This window comes from Microbacterium proteolyticum, from assembly GCF_030818075.1.
Lineage (GTDB): Bacteria > Actinomycetota > Actinomycetes > Actinomycetales > Microbacteriaceae > Microbacterium > Microbacterium proteolyticum_A.
In genome coordinates, this window is the sequence record NZ_JAUSZZ010000001.1 from 458,968 (window position 1) to 474,639 (window position 15,672).

At 71.5% G+C, this 15,672-nt stretch carries 12 protein-coding genes; 11 read left to right on the plus strand and 1 reads right to left on the minus strand.

The features are described 5' to 3' along the window. Positions 1-5: 5 nt before the first annotated feature. Genes QE392_RS02215 through QE392_RS02235 form a run of 5 tightly spaced genes read left to right on the plus strand, consistent with a single transcriptional unit; the run spans position 6 to position 5,707 of the window. The gene (locus QE392_RS02215) at positions 6-941 is read left to right on the plus strand and encodes an ABC transporter permease (protein ID WP_307447232.1); all 936 of its coding nucleotides are present in this window, start codon (positions 6-8) and stop codon (positions 939-941) included. A gap of 2 nt (positions 942-943) precedes the next feature. Then, complete coding sequence (locus tag QE392_RS02220) at positions 944-2,698, plus strand: dipeptide/oligopeptide/nickel ABC transporter permease/ATP-binding protein (RefSeq protein WP_307447235.1); 1,755 nt, start codon at positions 944-946, stop codon at positions 2,696-2,698. Further along, positions 2,698-3,555 carry an ATP-binding cassette domain-containing protein gene (locus QE392_RS02225; RefSeq protein ID WP_307447238.1) on the plus strand — a complete coding sequence of 286 codons (858 nt, stop codon included), beginning with the start codon at positions 2,698-2,700 and terminating at the stop codon, positions 3,553-3,555. Before QE392_RS02220 ends, QE392_RS02225 begins: the two co-directional genes overlap by 1 nt. 20 nt (positions 3,556-3,575) lie before the next feature. After that, positions 3,576-4,466 carry a carbon-nitrogen hydrolase family protein gene (locus QE392_RS02230; protein WP_307447242.1) on the plus strand — a complete coding sequence of 297 codons (891 nt, stop codon included), beginning with the start codon at positions 3,576-3,578 and terminating at the stop codon, positions 4,464-4,466. Then, on the plus strand, positions 4,460-5,707 hold the full coding sequence (locus QE392_RS02235; RefSeq protein WP_307447244.1) for an MFS transporter: 1,248 nt from the start codon (positions 4,460-4,462) through the stop codon (positions 5,705-5,707). The genes QE392_RS02230 and QE392_RS02235 overlap by 7 nt, the downstream gene beginning before the upstream one ends. Here QE392_RS02235 and QE392_RS02240 read toward each other — a convergent pair. Beyond that, positions 5,693-6,661 (minus strand): LysR family transcriptional regulator, encoded by a 969-nt coding sequence (locus QE392_RS02240; protein ID WP_307447248.1) that lies wholly within the window; start codon positions 6,659-6,661, stop codon positions 5,693-5,695. The two genes, QE392_RS02235 and QE392_RS02240, sit on opposite strands and share 15 nt — an antisense overlap. A gap of 130 nt (positions 6,662-6,791) precedes the next feature. Between QE392_RS02240 and QE392_RS02245 the strand changes: the two genes are divergently transcribed. From QE392_RS02245 to QE392_RS02270, 6 genes are all read left to right on the plus strand, one after another. Then, positions 6,792-7,742, plus strand: coding sequence for a lactate/malate family dehydrogenase (locus QE392_RS02245; protein WP_307447251.1), 951 nt, complete (start codon positions 6,792-6,794; stop codon positions 7,740-7,742). 22 nt (positions 7,743-7,764) lie between these two features. After that, positions 7,765-9,219: an aldehyde dehydrogenase family protein gene (locus tag QE392_RS02250; protein WP_307447254.1), complete on the plus strand. Its 1,455-nt coding sequence runs from the start codon at positions 7,765-7,767 to the stop codon at positions 9,217-9,219. Positions 9,220-9,238: 19 nt separating this feature from the next. Further along, positions 9,239-10,828 carry a benzoylformate decarboxylase gene (gene mdlC / locus QE392_RS02255; protein WP_307447258.1) on the plus strand — a complete coding sequence of 530 codons (1,590 nt, stop codon included), beginning with the start codon at positions 9,239-9,241 and terminating at the stop codon, positions 10,826-10,828. A gap of 64 nt (positions 10,829-10,892) precedes the next feature. Further along, on the plus strand, positions 10,893-12,284 hold the full coding sequence (locus QE392_RS02260; protein ID WP_307447261.1) for an MFS transporter: 1,392 nt from the start codon (positions 10,893-10,895) through the stop codon (positions 12,282-12,284). Between the two features lie 149 nt (positions 12,285-12,433). Next, a complete protein-coding gene (locus QE392_RS02265; RefSeq protein WP_307447264.1) occupies positions 12,434-14,323 on the plus strand; it encodes a glycoside hydrolase family 3 protein in 1,890 nt (629 codons plus the stop codon). 29 nt (positions 14,324-14,352) lie between these two features. After that, positions 14,353-15,666, plus strand: coding sequence for an MFS transporter (locus QE392_RS02270; RefSeq protein WP_307447267.1), 1,314 nt, complete (start codon positions 14,353-14,355; stop codon positions 15,664-15,666). The last annotated feature ends 6 nt before the right edge of the window (positions 15,667-15,672 follow it).

Genomic DNA, 15,672 nt, shown 5'->3' on the forward strand with positions numbered 1-15,672 from the left:
ATCCCGTGCTCTCGGTCATCGGACGCCGTCTCGCGATCGCCGTCCCCCTCGTGCTCCTCGTCTCGCTGCTGACGTTCCTGCTCGTCCCGCTCATCCCCGGCGACCCCGCCGCGACGATCCTGGGCAACACCGCGACACCCGCACAGCTCGCGTCGCTGCGCGACGCGCTAGGCCTGGACCGTCCGCTGTTCGAGCGCTACCTCGACTGGCTCACCGCGGCACTGCGGGGGGACTTCGGCACCAGCTTCTACGACCACTCCCCCGTGCTGGACACCATCGCCGCCCGCATCCCCGTCACGTTGAGCCTCACCCTCGCCGCGACCCTGCTGTCCCTGGTCGTCGGCGTGGGGCTGGGGGTGCTCGCCGCGGTGCGCGGCGGCCTCGTCGACCGCGCCGTGCAGCTGGTCTCGGTCGTCGGCATGGCGCTGCCCAACTTCTGGCTCGCGCTCGTCCTCGTGCTCTGCCTGGCGATCTGGGTGCCGATCTTCCTCCCGTCGGGCTACGTCCCGTTCGAGGACGACCCCAACGGCTGGCTGCGCAGTCTGACGCTGCCGACGATCGCGCTCGGGCTCGCCTCGGCGACCGCGATCGCCCTGCAGACCCGCGCCAGCCTCACCGATCTCGCACGACGCGACTTCGTCCGCATCCTGCGCGCGAAGGGCGTGTCCCGCACGTCGATCATCACGAAGCACCTGCTGCGCAACGCCTCGGGCCCCATCCTGACGGTGACCGGCCTGCAGTTCGTCGGCATGCTGGGCGGCGCGGTCGTGATCGAGCAGGTGTTCGCGCTCCCCGGGCTCGGCAGCCTCATCTTCGCCTCCGTGTCGAAGCTCGACGTTCCTCTCATGCAGGGGGTCGTTGTCGTCATGACCCTGCTCGTGGTCGCCGTGAACCTCCTCACCGACCTCGTCTCCGCCTGGCTCAACCCGAAACTGAGGTGACCATGTCCACCGCCCTCTCCCCCGCGCCCGCGGTCCCCACTGTCCGGACCCGCCGCGCCCGCCCACGAATCTCGGTTCCGCTGGTCCTGGCACTCCTGTGGATCGCGATCGTCGTGATCGGTGCGATCGCCGCGCCGCTGCTGACCCCCTACGACCCGGTCAAGCAGGACCTGGCGAACACGCTCGCCCTCCCGACCGCCTCGCATCCGCTCGGAACCGACGGCCTGGGGCGCGACATCCTCAGCCGCCTGCTCCACGGCGGCCAGGTGAGCCTGCTCGGCGCCCTGCTCGCTCTCGTGGTCGCCTTCGTCATCGGCGTGCCGGCCGGGCTCACCGCGGGCTACTTCCGCGGGGGCCGCTGGGATGCCATCTCGGCGCGCATCATCGACCTGCTGCAGAGCGTGCCGGTCATCGTCATCCTGCTCACGATCCTCGCGGTGACCGGGAAGAACGTGTACACGGCCATGGCGGTGTTCGGCCTGATCGTCTCGCCGGTGTTCTTCCGACTCGCCCGCGACGGCGCCGCCGCCACGAGCGCGGAGCTGTACGTCGACGCGGCCAAGGTCTACGGACTGCGCTCGCCCCGGATCATCGCCCGCCACGTGCTGCCGAACGTCCGCAACCCCCTGATCGTCCAAGCCACGATCGTGCTGAGCCTCGCGCTGCTCACGCAGGCGGGCCTCAGCTACCTGGGGCTCGCGAGCCCTCCCCCGGCGCCGAGCTGGGGCGGATCCGTGGCCGACGCGAACACCTACATCAACCAGCAGCCGTGGATGCTCGTCCCCTCCGGTCTCGTCCTGGTGCTGACGATCCTCGCGTTCACCGTCGTCGGAGACGCGGTGCGGGATGCCATTCCCGGAAACGCCGGCACCGGGCGCGGCGTGATGGTCGCGCGGACCCCTCTTCCCGCCGACGCCACCCCGGTGGACCAGCGGGGCTCGATGCTGTCGGTCGTCGGGCTCTCTGCCGCCGCCGGCGAGACGCCCCTGCTCACCGATGTGTCGTTCGAGCTGCGGCGCGGCGAGATCCTCGCCCTGGTCGGCGAGTCCGGCTCCGGCAAGACGATGACCGCCATGTCGATCATCGGTCTGCTGCCGACCGGCGTCGAGGCGACCGCGGGACGCATCGTGCTCGACGGCGACGATCTGCTCACCCTCCCCGAGAGCGAGCTGCGCCACGTCCGCGGCCGTCGCATCGCCTACATCGGCCAGGAGCCGATGGTGAGCCTTGACCCGGCGTTCTCCGTCGCGCACCAGATCGACGAGTCGCTGCGGCTGCACCGCACGCTCGACCGCCGCGCCCGCCGGGACGAGGTGCGCCGGCTGCTCGCGCAGGTGAAGATCGCCGACGTCGAGCGCGTCGCCCGCTCGTTCCCCCACGAGCTGTCGGGCGGGATGGCCCAGCGCGTCTGCATCGCCATGGCCCTGGCCGCCGAGCCCGAGCTGCTCATCGCCGACGAGCCGACCACGGCACTGGACGTCACCGTCCAGGCCGACATCCTCGAGCTTCTGCGCGAGCTGTGCCGGGAGCGGACGATGGCGATGATCATCGTCACGCACGACTTCGGTGTCGTCGCCGACGTCGCGGACCGCGCGATCGTGATGCTGCACGGGCGCATCATCGAGAACGCCGCCGTCGAGGAGCTCTTCGATCGCCCGAGCCACGAATACACGGCGGGCCTGCTCGCCGCGAACCCCGCGATGCGCGGCGACGAACACGCCGTCTGGTATGCCGATGAGGAGGCGAGCACCCGATGATGACCACCACGACACCCGCGCCCGCGACCGACGGGACACTCCGCGTGAACGACCTGCGCGTCACCTACCGCAAGCGCGGTCTGTTCACCCCGGCGTACACCGCGATCGACGGCGTCTCGTTCGAGCTGAAGCCCGGACGCACGCTCGGCCTCGTCGGCGAATCCGGCTCCGGCAAGAGCACCATCGGACGCGCGATCCTGGGCCTCACCCGCGTGGCCGGGGGACACATCTCGTACGACGGGCGAGACATCACGCACCTGCCGCTCGCCCGTCGACGCGAGGTGAGCACGCAGATCCAGGTCGTCTTCCAAGACCCCTACAGCTCGCTGAACCCGTCCCTGACGGTGGGCGACATCCTCACCGAACCGCTGCTGGCGCTTCGCCGGATGACGCGGGCCGAGGCGGACGGCATCGTCCGCGGCCTCCTCGACCGCGTCTCCCTGCCCGGAAACGCCGTCGACCGCTACCCCCGGGAGTTCTCGGGCGGACAGCGCCAGCGCATCGCGATCGCCCGCGCGCTCGCGGTGTCGCCGCGACTCGTCGTCTGCGATGAGCCCACGAGCGCGCTGGATCTCACCACGCAGGCGCAGGTGCTCGACCTCATGGCAGAACTGCAGCGCGACCTCGGCGTCAGCTACCTCTTCATCTCGCACGACCTCGCCGTCGTGCGCCAGGTCTCACACGAGGTCGCCGTGCTCAACAAGGGCCGGATCGTGGAGTTCGGCCCCACCCGCACCGTGACCGAGACGCCGGCCGACGACTACACGCGTCTGCTGCTCGCCGCCGCTCCCGTCCCCGACCCTCGCCTGCAGCAGGAGAGGCGCCTCGCCCGCCGCGCCCTGCTGGCCGGCGCCTGACCGTCCCCGAAGGAGCCCCCATGGCCCAGATCACCCTCGCAGCCGTGCAGTCCGAGCCGGTGTGGTTCGACCTCGACGGCACGACCGACAAGACCGTCGCCCTGATCGCCGAGGCGGCCGCCCACGGCGCGCGTGTCATCGCGTTTCCCGAGACCTGGCTGCCGGGCTACCCCAGCTTCATGTGGTTCGGCGACGAGGACTACCGCGCGCCGTTCCGACAGCGCTACCTCGAGAACTCGCTCGTGGCGGGCAGCGCGCAGCATCGGCGGATCGAGACGGCGGCGCGAGAGGGGCGCATCACCGTCGTCCTCGGTCTGAGCGAACGCGTGGGCGACGAGCTCTACATGGCGCAATACGTCATCAGCGACGACGGCATCACCACCATGAAGCGGCGGAAGCTGAAGCCGTCCGCGGTCGAGTGGGACATCTTCGCCTCCGGATCCGGTGCCGATCTCGAGGTCGTCGACAGCTCCATCGGCCGCATCGGTGCCCTCAACTGCTCGGAGAACCGCCGTCCGCTCCTCCGACACGCCCTGTTGTCGCAGAACGAGCAACTCCATGTGGCCTCCTGGCCGCACTTCGGGCTCTATCCCGGGTTCGTCCCGATGAGCGCCGAGGCGAGTATGGCCGCGAGCTCGCAGTACGCCGCCGAGGGCGGTGTCGTGACCCTCGCCCCGACCATCGTGGCCGGCGCCGCCTACCTCGAGCTGCTCGAGCTCCCGGAGGGCGAGAGCGATCGCATTCTCAGCGGCGGCGGTTCCACGCGCATCTTCGGACCTTTCGGTGAGAGCATCGCCGAACCACTCGCCCCCGAGGCCGACGGCATCCTGTACGCCACCGTGGACGAGTCCCTCCTCCACCGCGACCAGGAATACGACGCGGACCCGACCTCCATCGTCAAACCGTGGTGAGCGCCCTGGCGGGCGGAGAGGATGCCGCCCGGCCCGGGCGTTCGGCGATCGCGAGCTTCGCCGTCCCCGCCTTCCGCGCCTACGCGGCCAGTGCGCAGGTCGCGTTCATCGGCTCGTGGATGCTGGGCACGTCGCAGAGCCTGCTCGTGCTCGATCTCAGCGGCGGCAGCGGTGCGGTGCTCGGCATCACCGCGGCGATCCAATTCGTCCCGCTCCTGGTCCTCGGCCCCGTGATCGGCGTGCTCGCCGACCGGTGGGGACCGCGTCGCCTGCTCATCGCCGGGGAGAGCACGATGGCCCTGGTCGGGCTCGCGCAGGCGACGTCGCTCCTGCTGGGGATCATGACCCTTCCCCTCGCGCTCGTTCTGGCCGCGGTCTACGGCCTCGGCTCCGCGCTCGAGAGCGCGATGCGCCCCACGGTGATCACCGAGATCGTGCCGGCCCGCGTCCTCTCGAACGCCGTCGGCCTCAACACCCTGTTCTTCCAGCTCGGCCGGCTGGTCGGTCCGAGCGCGGCGGGGTTCCTCATCGCGGGATTCGGGAACGGCCCGTCCTTCGTCGTCGGCGCCACCGCCCTCGGCGTCTTCGCCCTCGTGCTGACCCGGCTGCCCCGCCGGCGCGACGGCCACCCCGACGGTGACGAGGCCATTCCCGCGGGGATGGGACACGCGGTGCACTTCGTCCTCACCGAACCGCGCCTGCGCCTCGTCTTCGCGCTCACCGCCGTCGCGGGCCTCATCTCCCCCAACATCCTGTCGATCGCGACCCTGGCCGCAACGCAGGACTTCTCCGCGGGGGCGACCGGCGTCGGCCTGCTCGGGTCGGCACTCGCGGTCGGCACCATCGCGGGGGCTGCCCTGACGGCGGTGCTCGGTCGGGTCACTCCCCGCTCGATCGCCGCGGCCGCCCTCGGCGTCTGCCTCCTCACCGCGGCCACCGGTGCGCTGCCGACCTTCCCCCTGTACGCGGTCGGCCTCGTCCCGGCGGGGATCGCCTCCATGCTGCTCATGGCGCAGGGCGCCGCCTTCGTGCAGCTGGTCACCCCGCGGGCGTTGCGCGGCCGCGTCAACGCGCTGTTCGCGATGGTCACGCTCTGCGGCATCCCCCTCGGCTCTCCCGTCCTCGGGACCCTCGCGGATGCCGTGGGGGCGCGATCCGCCTCCGTCCTCGCCGGAGCTGCCGTCGCCCTCGCCCTCGGTTTCGTCCTCCTCGCGCTGCGCGGCGGGTTACGGCGCGCGTGACGCCGGCGGCGCACCGGTCGGCGGGTCTCCGCGCGTGCCGTCCTCCCGGCCCGAGGACTCCGCGGCGAACGCCCGCACGGCATCTTCCAGCACGGTGAAGAACCACCGGCGACCCGCGGTCGAGTGGTGGGCGGCGTTGGTGAACAGCCGCACGTCGAAACTCTCGACCAGCTCGCCCAGCGGACGCGCCCGCAGGGGCCACCGCCGCGCGAACATCGCCGCGACGCGTCGCGGCACGATCGCCGCGTCACCCGAGCGCACCAGCGTCTCGGGGAGGGTCGAGAAGTGATGCGCCCGCAGCACCGCGCGCGGCGTGATCCCCGCCTCGTCGAGTGCCCGGCCGACGCGGTCGTGACCCGACGACGAGTCGATCAGGGCCAGGCGCAGCGTCGCCAGCTCGGCGGGCTCGACCGGCACGCCGACGAGATCGTCGGGCCAGGTCGCCACGCAGACGTAGGTCTCGGTGAACAGGTCGGTCGTGACGGTGCGCCCCGTGGGGGCGGCGCTGCTGACGGCGGCGTCGACCTCTCCGCTGAGGATCCAGCGGTCCACCGCGTCGACGTCGATGGGCACCACGTCGAGGCTCACGCCGGGCGCCTCGATCGACATGCGCTCCATGAGGGGCGGCAGGTAGGCGTACTCGCCCATGTCGGTCAGCGCCACGCGGAATCGGGAGCGGGCCGTGAGCGGGTCGAACTCCCGCCCCGCGACGACGTCGTCGATGGCGTCAATGGACGACCGGGCGACGGTGTAGAGCTGCTCCGCCCGCGCGGTCGGCGTCATCCCCCGGGCCGAGCGGACGAAGAGGGGGTCGCCGAGCTCCCCGCGCAGCCGGCCCAGCGCGTAGCTGACCGAGGGTTGGGTGACGTTGAGCGCTCCGGCCGCCCGCGTGAGGCTGCGGCGCTCGTAGATCGCCACGAAGGTGCGCAGCAGATCGAGATCGATGGATGCCATGTGCTCGCCCTTCCGCCGAACCTTTATAGAGGGATTCTATGGTCGGCATCCGAACCTTCGTCTGGACCTCTCGGTGTCCGGCGTCTTGAATCGAGAACAGCGCACGAACACGCGCGAAGGGAAGAGTGCAATGACGCAGACATGGTCGCCGCGGCGCGTCGCGATCCTCGGGGCATCCGGTCTCACCGGTGCGGGCCTCGCCCATCAGCTCTCGCTCAGCGACGACTACGACGAGATCCTGCTGTTCGACCTCAAGCAGAACGTGCTGCAGGCGCACGCGATCGACATGCGCGAAGCGCAGATCGTCGCGGGACGCACGCGGGCCCGGCTCGTCGTCGTGCCGCTCGACCGCGCGGCCGAGCAGGAGCCCGTCGACCTCGTGGTGTTCGCCGCTTCGCTCCCCGAGACGCCGGACGGAACACGGGAAGCGTTCCTGCAGGGCAACCTCGGGGTGCTCGACGCGGTGCGTCCCGCCATCGAGGCGCTCGCGGGCGAGACGGGCCTCGTCATGATCGTCACCAACCCCGCCGATGTGCTGGCCACCTGCCTCGCGCACACCAGCGGCATCCACCCCGCGCGGATCTTCGGCTACTGCCTCAACGACAGCGCCCGCTTCATCGCCGCGATCTCGCGGGAGCTGCAGGTGGACCCGGGCCGCCTCGACGCCCTCGTGATCGGCGAGCACGGCGACGGTCAGGTGCTCGTGTGGAGCGGTGTCACCCTCGACGGCGCTCCGCTCGCCCTCGACGCCGCGCAGCGCGCGCGGATCGACGCCGACGCCCGCGGCTGGTTCCGCCGGTGGTCCGACCTGCGGCCGGGCCGCAGCTCCGGGTGGACCACGCCGGTGGGCTCCGCCCGCACGATCGCGCAGCTCGCCGCCGGCGTGCCGGTGCCGGTCGCGGTGTGGCGACGCGACGGCGACAGTAACGACTCGCACACGACGTTGCTCGCCGTCGTGCGCGACGGCGCGGTCGTTCCCACGCCACTGGACTACCTCGACGACGCCGAACGCGCCGCCGTCGACGAGGCCTCCGCGGCCCTCGCCGACAAGGCCCTGCGCGCCGCCGCACTCACGCACTGACACACCGAAAGGGGACTGACCGATGACGTTCTTCGACCCGCAGACCTGGGATGGCCGCTACTTCGACGGATCGTGGGTGAGCACGCCCGACACCGCCGCGGTGGTCTCGCCCTCGACCGGCGAGACGATCGGCCGGGTGGCCGCAGCCACCGCCGCTGACCTCGACCGCACGGTGGACGCCGCGCGCCGCGCGCAGACCGCGTGGGCCGCCGCCCCCGCCGAGGAGCGCGCCGCCGCCATGCGTCGCGCCGCGGCGATCATCGAGGAGAACACCGAGACCCTCGCCCGCTGGCTCAGCGACGAGGCCGGTTCCGCGCAGGGCAAGGCCCACTTCGAGGCCAGCCTCGTCGCGAACGAGTTCCACCTCGCCGCAGCCACCGCGATGATGCCGTACGGCCAGCTGCTGCGCTCGGCCCGTCCGCGCCTGAGCCTCAGCCGTCGCCGCCCCGTCGGCGTGGTCGGCGTCATCTCGCCGTTCAACTTCCCCGGCATCCTGTCGGCGCGCTCGATCGCCCCGGCTCTCGCCCTCGGCAACGCCGTCGTGCTCAAGCCCGACCCGCGCACGAGCGTCAGCGGCGGCCTGTTCTTCGCCGCCGTGCTCGAGGCGGCCGGTGTTCCCGCCGGGGTGTTCTCGGTGCTGCCGGGCGGCGTCGAGGTGGGATCGGCACTCGTCGAGCACCCCGCGGTGCCGATCATCTCGTTCACCGGGTCGACCGAGGCGGGGCGCATCATCGGTGCCCGCGCGGGACAGCTGCTCAAGCGCGCGCACCTCGAGCTCGGCGGCAACAATGCCCTCGTCGTGCTCGGCGACGTCGATGTATCGGCGGCGGCATCCGCCGGCGCGTGGGGATCGTTCCTGCACCAGGGCCAGATCTGCATGACCACCGGGCGTCACCTCGTGCACGACAGCATCTACGACGAGTACGTCGAGGTCCTCAGCGCGAAGGCGTCCGCCCTGCCCGCGGGCGACCCCTCCACGGGGGTACCGCTCGGACCGATCATCGACGAGCGCCAGCGCGACAAGATCGCCGCGATCGTGAGCGAGACGGTCGATGCCGGCGCGCGGGTCACCGCGGGCGGCGGCTACGACCGGCTGTTCTTCGAGGCCACCGTCCTCGCCGACGTCACCCCCGAGCACGCCGCGTTCCAGAAGGAGATCTTCGGCCCCGTCGCCCCGGTCACGCGCTTCGGCTCCGTCGACGAACTCGTCGAGCTCGTCAACGCGAGCGACTACGGCCTCTCCCTCGGCATCCTGGCGAAGGACGCGTTCCGCGCCTACGAGCTCGCGGATCGCCTCCCCAGCGGCATCCTGCACATCAACGACCAGACCGTCGACGACGAGTCGCAGGCTCCGTTCGGCGGCGTCGGCGCCTCGGGCACGGGCGCCCGGTTCGGCGGGCACGAGGCCAACATCGAGGCGTTCACCGAGACCCAGTGGGTCACGATGCAGGCCGACGTCGCGACCTACCCGTTCTGATCTCGCGGAGGAATCCCCCATGTCCACTCCCGACGTCGCCCAGGCGTTCTACGAGGTGCTGCGCGCACGCGGTGTGACCCGGATCTTCGGCAACCCCGGCTCCAACGAGCTGACGATGCTGAAGCACCTGCCCGACGACATCGACTACGTCCTCGCCCTCCAGGAGGGCGCGGCGGTGGCGATGGCCGACGGCTACGCGCAGGCGTCGGGGTCGCTGGGTGTGGTCAACCTGCACTCCTCGTCGGGCACGGGCAACGCGATGGGCAACCTCACCAACAGCGCCGCCGCGCACGCTCCCGTGCTCGTGCTCGCGGGGCAGCAGAGCCGCCGCTACGTGCCGCTGAACGCGATGCTGACGAACGTGGATGCCACGCGCCTGGCGGATCCGCTCGTGAAGTTCTCGGCCGAGCCGCTGCGGCCGGAGGACGTGCCCGCGGCGGTGTCGCAGGCGGCGCTGCTGGCGCTGTCGGCGCCGACCGGACCCACCTCCGTCTCCGTCCCGCTCGACGACTGGGCGCGCCCCGCCGACGAGCGCGTCGCCGCCGGACTCGCGTCGCGGTCGGTGGCGGCGGCCCCGGTGCTCGCCGACGCGCACCTCGACGAGATCGCGGCCCAGCTCGACGCCGCGTCGTCACCGGTGCTGGTGCTCGGACCGGGCGTCGACACGGATGCCGGATGGGCGGCCACGCGCGCACTCAGCGAGCGCCGCGGCCTGCCGGTGTGGGTCGCGCCGAGTCCGTCTCGCGCACCGTTCGCCACGCGGCATCCCCACTTCCGCGGCATCCTGCCGACCGGGCTCGGGGCGGTGGCCGACGTGCTCGCCGACCACGACCTCGTCGTGACCCTCGGCGCCGCGGTGTTCCGGTACCACCAGTTCGTGGAGGGGGCTCCCCTCGCCCCCGGCACACGGTTGGTGGGTGTCACCTCCGACCCCGGCGAGGCGGCGCGGGCCGCCGCGGGCGCGATCTTCGTCGGCGACCCCGTCGACGCCGCGGCGCGACTGGCATCCCGCGTCCGACAGGGCGAGTCGCCCGCGGGCGCCGCCTTCGCCCCGGATGCCGCTCCTCCGGCGACGGACGGACGGTACTCGGCGCCGGCGATCCTCGACGCGGTCGACCGCGCGAAGCCCGACGACGCCGTGATCGTGCTCGAGTGGACCTCGGCGGATGCCCTGTGGGCGCGCCTGACGTTCGATCGCGCGCAGTCGTACTACTTCCCCGCGAACGGCGGTCTCGGCTGGGGACTGCCCGCCGCGATCGGCGTGCAGCTCGCCGACCCGGGCCGCCCGGTGATCGCGCTCATCGGCGACGGGGCGATGCAGTACACGCCGGCGGCGCTGTGGACGGCGGCGCGCTACGGCATCCCCGTCACCTTCGTGATCGCGCAGAACCAGGAGTACGGGGCGCTCCAGCGCTTCTCGCGCATCATGGACGTCCCCGACGGCGGGTACCTCGACATCGACGGCCTCGACCCGTGCGCGATCGCGCGCGGCTACGGCATCGACGCCCATCATCTCGACGACCTCGACCAGCTCGAGGACTTCGTCGCCGCGGCCTCGGCCGCTCCCGGCCCACGGCTCGCCGTGGTCCCGCAACTGTCCCAACGCTGAATCCCTGCCTACCCGCCGCGACGGTCACGTCGCGGCGTCGACAACGATGTCCAAGGAGTCCTGCATGTCCGCTGAATCCTCACGCCGCTCGGGTGGTTTCACCCCGACCGGCACCATCTCGACCGCGGCGGACCGTCGCCGTGTCGTCTTCGCCACGGTCGTCGGCACGACCGTGGAGTGGTACGACTTCTTCCTCTACTCCACCGCCGCGGGCCTGGTGTTCGGCCAGCTGTTCTTCGCCCCGGCCGGGCCCGGGTTCGCGCAGATCCTGTCGTTCCTCACCGTGGGGCTGAGCTTCCTGTTCCGCCCGCTCGGCGCGTTCCTCGCCGGTCACCTCGGCGACAAGTACGGCCGTCGCATCGTCCTCATGCTGACGCTGATCCTGATGGGCGCGTCCACGACGCTCATCGGCGTGCTGCCGACGTACGACGTCATCGGCATCGCCGCCCCCATCCTGCTGATCCTGCTGCGCATCCTGCAGGGGATCTCGGCCGGCGGCGAGTGGGGTGGCGCGGTGCTCATGGCGGTCGAGCACGCCCCCAAGACCAAGCGCAGCCTCTTCGGCGCCTCCCCGCAGCTCGGCGTGCCGCTCGGTCTGCTGCTGGCCAGCGGCATCCTCGCCCTGATGGCGCTCATCGCGCCGGGCGACGCGTTCCTCGCGTGGGGCTGGCGCGTGCCGTTCCTGCTGTCGTTCGTGCTCATCCTCGTCGGCCACTACGTGCGCAAGAAGGTCGAGGAGAGCCCGGTGTTCGTCGAGCTGAGCGAGCGCAAGGAGAAGACCCAGGCGCCGATCGTCCAGCTCTTCCGCAAGCACGCCGTGCTCGTGATCATCGCCGCGCTCGTGTTCGCGGGCAACAACGCCGTGGGCTACATGACCACCGGCGGGTACATCCAGCGCTACGCCACCAATCCCAACGGGCCGGTGGGGCTGGCCACCGCCGACGTGCTCGGTGCCGTCACCCTCTCGGCCGTGTCGTGGCTGGTCTTCACCGCGATCGGCGGGTGGATCGGCGACAAGATCGGCCGCCGCAACACCTACTTCGTCGGCTGGGCCGCCCAGCTCGTCGGGGTGCTGCTGCTGTTCCCGCTCGTCAACACCGGCAGCGTGGGCATGCTGGCCCTGGGCCTCGTCGTGCTCACGGTCGGCCTGGGCCTGACCTACGGGCCCCAGGCGGCGCTGTACGCCGAGCTGTTCCCGGCATCCATCCGCTTCTCGGGGGTGTCGATCTCGTACGCGATCGGCGCGATCCTCGGCGGGGCCTTCGCCCCGACCATCGCTCAGGCGCTCGTCGACGCGACCGGCGGCACGAACGCGGTCACCGTCTACCTCGCCGGCATGACGGTCATCGGCTTCCTCGCCACCCTGCTGCTGCGCGACCGCAGCGGCATCCCGCTCGGCCCCGACCACGAGGCCGAGCAGTCCGTCAGCCCGGTGCGCGGTCTGCAGCGGGCCTGACCCGGTTGCACGGCCTCGTCCCGCGTCGCGCGGGGCGGGGCCGTGCCGCGCGGGCTCGGCCGTTCTTCGGATCGAACGCCCGCATTTTTCTTCCTTGTCAAACAGACTGACTGTTCATACAGTCAGTGCAGATCACTCCGGAGGTTCCCATGTCCGACACGCTGTCCCCCACCGCCGCGGCGCTCACCGCACCCGACGGCACGCGATTCCGCGATCTCGACCACGACGGCATCATGGCGGTCTACGAGAACCCGACCGCGAGCATCGACGACCGCGTCGACGACCTGCTGTCGCGGATGACGCTGGCCGAGAAGGCCGGCCAGATGTTCCAGTCCGTCATCGAGTCCGGACGCGGCGGAGTCGTCGTCGAGCACGACACCCCCGACGATGACATCGTCGGAGCCGAGCGCTACAACAAGACGGCGACCAGCGACCTGCTCGGCGAGAAGCACATGACCCACTTCAACGTGCTCGAGCTCGAGAGCGTCGAGCAGGCCGTGGCCTGGAGCAACGCCCTGCAGGAGGCAGCGTCGCGCACGAGACTCGGCATCCCCGTCACCCTCTCCACCGATCCGCGGCATGCGTTCGTCCGCAACGTCGGCGCCTCGCTCCCCTCCGCGTTCTTCTCGAAGTGGCCGGAGCCCCTGGGCCTTGCCGCGCTCCGCGACGTCGACACGGTCCGGGAGTTCGCCGACATCGCGCGCGCCGAGTACGCCTCCGTCGGCATCCGCGCCGCACTCCACCCCACCGTCGACCTCACGACCGAGCCGCGCTGGGCGCGGCAGATCCACACGTTCGGAGAGGATGCCGAGCTCGCCTCCGCCTACGTGCGCGCGTACCTCGACGGGTTCCAGGGTGCCGAGCTGGGTGCGACGTCGGTGGCCTGCACCACCAAGCACTTCCCCGGAGGCGGTCCCCAGAAGAACGGCGAGGACGCGCACTTCCCCTACGGGCGGGAGCAGGTCTACCCCGGCGACAACTTCGACTACCACCTCGAGCCCTTCCGTGCCGCGATCGCGGCGGGCACGGCGGGCATCATGCCCTACTACGGCCTCCCCGAGGGGCTCGTCCTCGACGGCGAGCCGGTGGAGGAGGTCGGGTTCGGCTTCAACAAGCAGATCCTCACCGGTCTCCTGCGCGAGAAGCTCGGCTACGACGGGGTCATCTGCACCGACTGGGCCCTCGTGCACGGGTACACCACCCCCGGGCGGGAGCTGCCCCCGAAGGCGTGGGGCATGGAGCACGCCGACGCACGCACCCGCGTGAAGAAGATCCTCGACGCCGGAGCCGATCAGCTCGGCGGCGAGAAGTGCCCCGAGATCGTCGTCGACCTCGTCGAGAGCGGCGAGATCGCCGAGCAGCGCATCGACGAGTCGGTGCGGCGGCTGCTGCGGGTGAAGTTCGCCCTCGGCCTCTTCGACGACCCGTTCCTCGACCTCGACCACGCACGCGCCGTCGCGGGGGCCGCCGACGCGGTCGCGGCCGGTCACGCGGCCCAGCAGCGCAGCATCATCGTCCTGACCAACGGCGACACCGGCCGCGCGGTGCTCCCCTTCCGCACCGGTCTGCGGGTCTACGCCGAGGGCGTGGACCGGGCGATCCTCGCCGAGTTCGCCGAGGTGGCGGACGATCCCCGGGATGCCGACATCGCGATCCTCCGCGTGAAAGCGCCGAGCGAGGTGCGACAGACCTTCTACTTCGAGACGTTCTTCCACCAGGGCTCGCTCGAGTTCTCGCCCGACGAGGCCGCCCACATCGACGCGCTCTGCCGCGCCGTCCCCACCGTCGTCGACGTGTTCCTCGACCGACCGGCCATCCTCACCGACGTCGTCGCCGCGGCGGCGGCGGTGACGGGATCGTTCGGCAGCGGAGACCGGGCGTACCTCGAGGTGCTCTTCGGCCAGGCGCGCGCGGAGGGGCGGCTGCCGTTCGAGCTCCCCTCGTCGATGGCCGCCGTCGAGCGTTCGCGCGAGGACGTGCCCTTCGACACCGAGGCACCGCTGTTCCCCTACGGACACGGCCTCACGACCCCCGCCTGACCCCCTTCCCCCTCGTCAAAGGAGACACCATGACACAGACACAGCATCCTGTCCCGGCGGCCGCCGGCAGCACGGCCGAGAGCACCGCCGAGCGGATGATGCGGCTGACGGGCCAGCACGTCGGCGCCGGCTTCATCACCCGTTACGTCCTCGGCCAACTGGGGGTGTGGATCGCCCTCATGACCCCCGCCGCCGTCACCCTCTCGCTTCGCGTCGGCGACGTGGATCCGGCGAACAAGGCGGCATCCCTCTCGCTCATCGCGGGGCTCGGCGCCGCCTGCGCGCTGTTCGCCAACCCGATCTTCGGGCGCCTCAGCGACAAGTCGACCTCGCGCTTCGGTCAGCGGCGCCCCTTCATCCTCGGCGGCGTGCTGGTGGGGATCATCGCGACGTTCTTCCTCGGAGCGGCGACGACCATTCCGATGATCGCCGTCGCGTGGTGCATCGCGCAGGTCGGCTTCAACACCGCCCTCGCCGCCACCGTGGCCGTGCTGCCCGAACGCGTCCCCGCGCACAAGCGCGGTCGGGTGTCGGCGTGGCTCGGCTCCGGCAGTCAGGTCGGTGCCGTCGCCGGGACGTTCCTCGTGCAGGGGACGGGCACGCAGGGCGTCTGGATGTTCCTCGCCCCCGCCGCGCTCGCCCTCGTTCTCGTGGTCGTCTTCGTCGCCGGCCTCAAGGAAGCGCCGCGCACCCGCGCGGAGGTCGGGCGGTTCCGTCTCGCCGACATCTTCACCGCGCTGTGGATCAACCCGTTCCGCTTCCCGGCCTTCGGACTCGCGTGGGTGGGTCGCTTCCTCGTCTGGACCGCGCTGGCCCTGCTGACGACGTACAAGACCTACTTCCTCAGCGACCACCTCGGCCTGCCCAAGGAGGCGCTGCCGAATCTGCTGTTCATCTCCATGCTGGCCCTCGCCGCCAGCGTGTTCGTCAGCAGCCTCCTCGCGGGCTGGCTGAGCGACATCGTGAAACGACGCAAGGTCTTCGTCATCGCCGCCTCGCTCGGCTACGCGGCCGCGATGATCGTGGTGGCCACCGCCACCGGCTTCGACGGGTTCCTGCTGGGCGTCGTCATCGGCGGTCTGTCGCAGGGGGCGTACATGGGCGTCGACTACGCGCTCGTCTCGGACGTGCTGCCCGACTCCGACACGGAGGCCGCGAAGGGCATGGGCGTGTTCAACCTGTCGAGCACCGTGCCCCAGACGGTCGCCCCCGTGCTCGCGCCGGTGCTTCTGCTGATCGGGGCGACGCCCGGCAGCCAGAACTACGTCGCGCTCTACGTCGGCGCGGCGGTCTTCGCCCTGCTGGGCGCCGCGGCGATCGCCGTGATCCGCGGCGTCCGCTGAGGATCC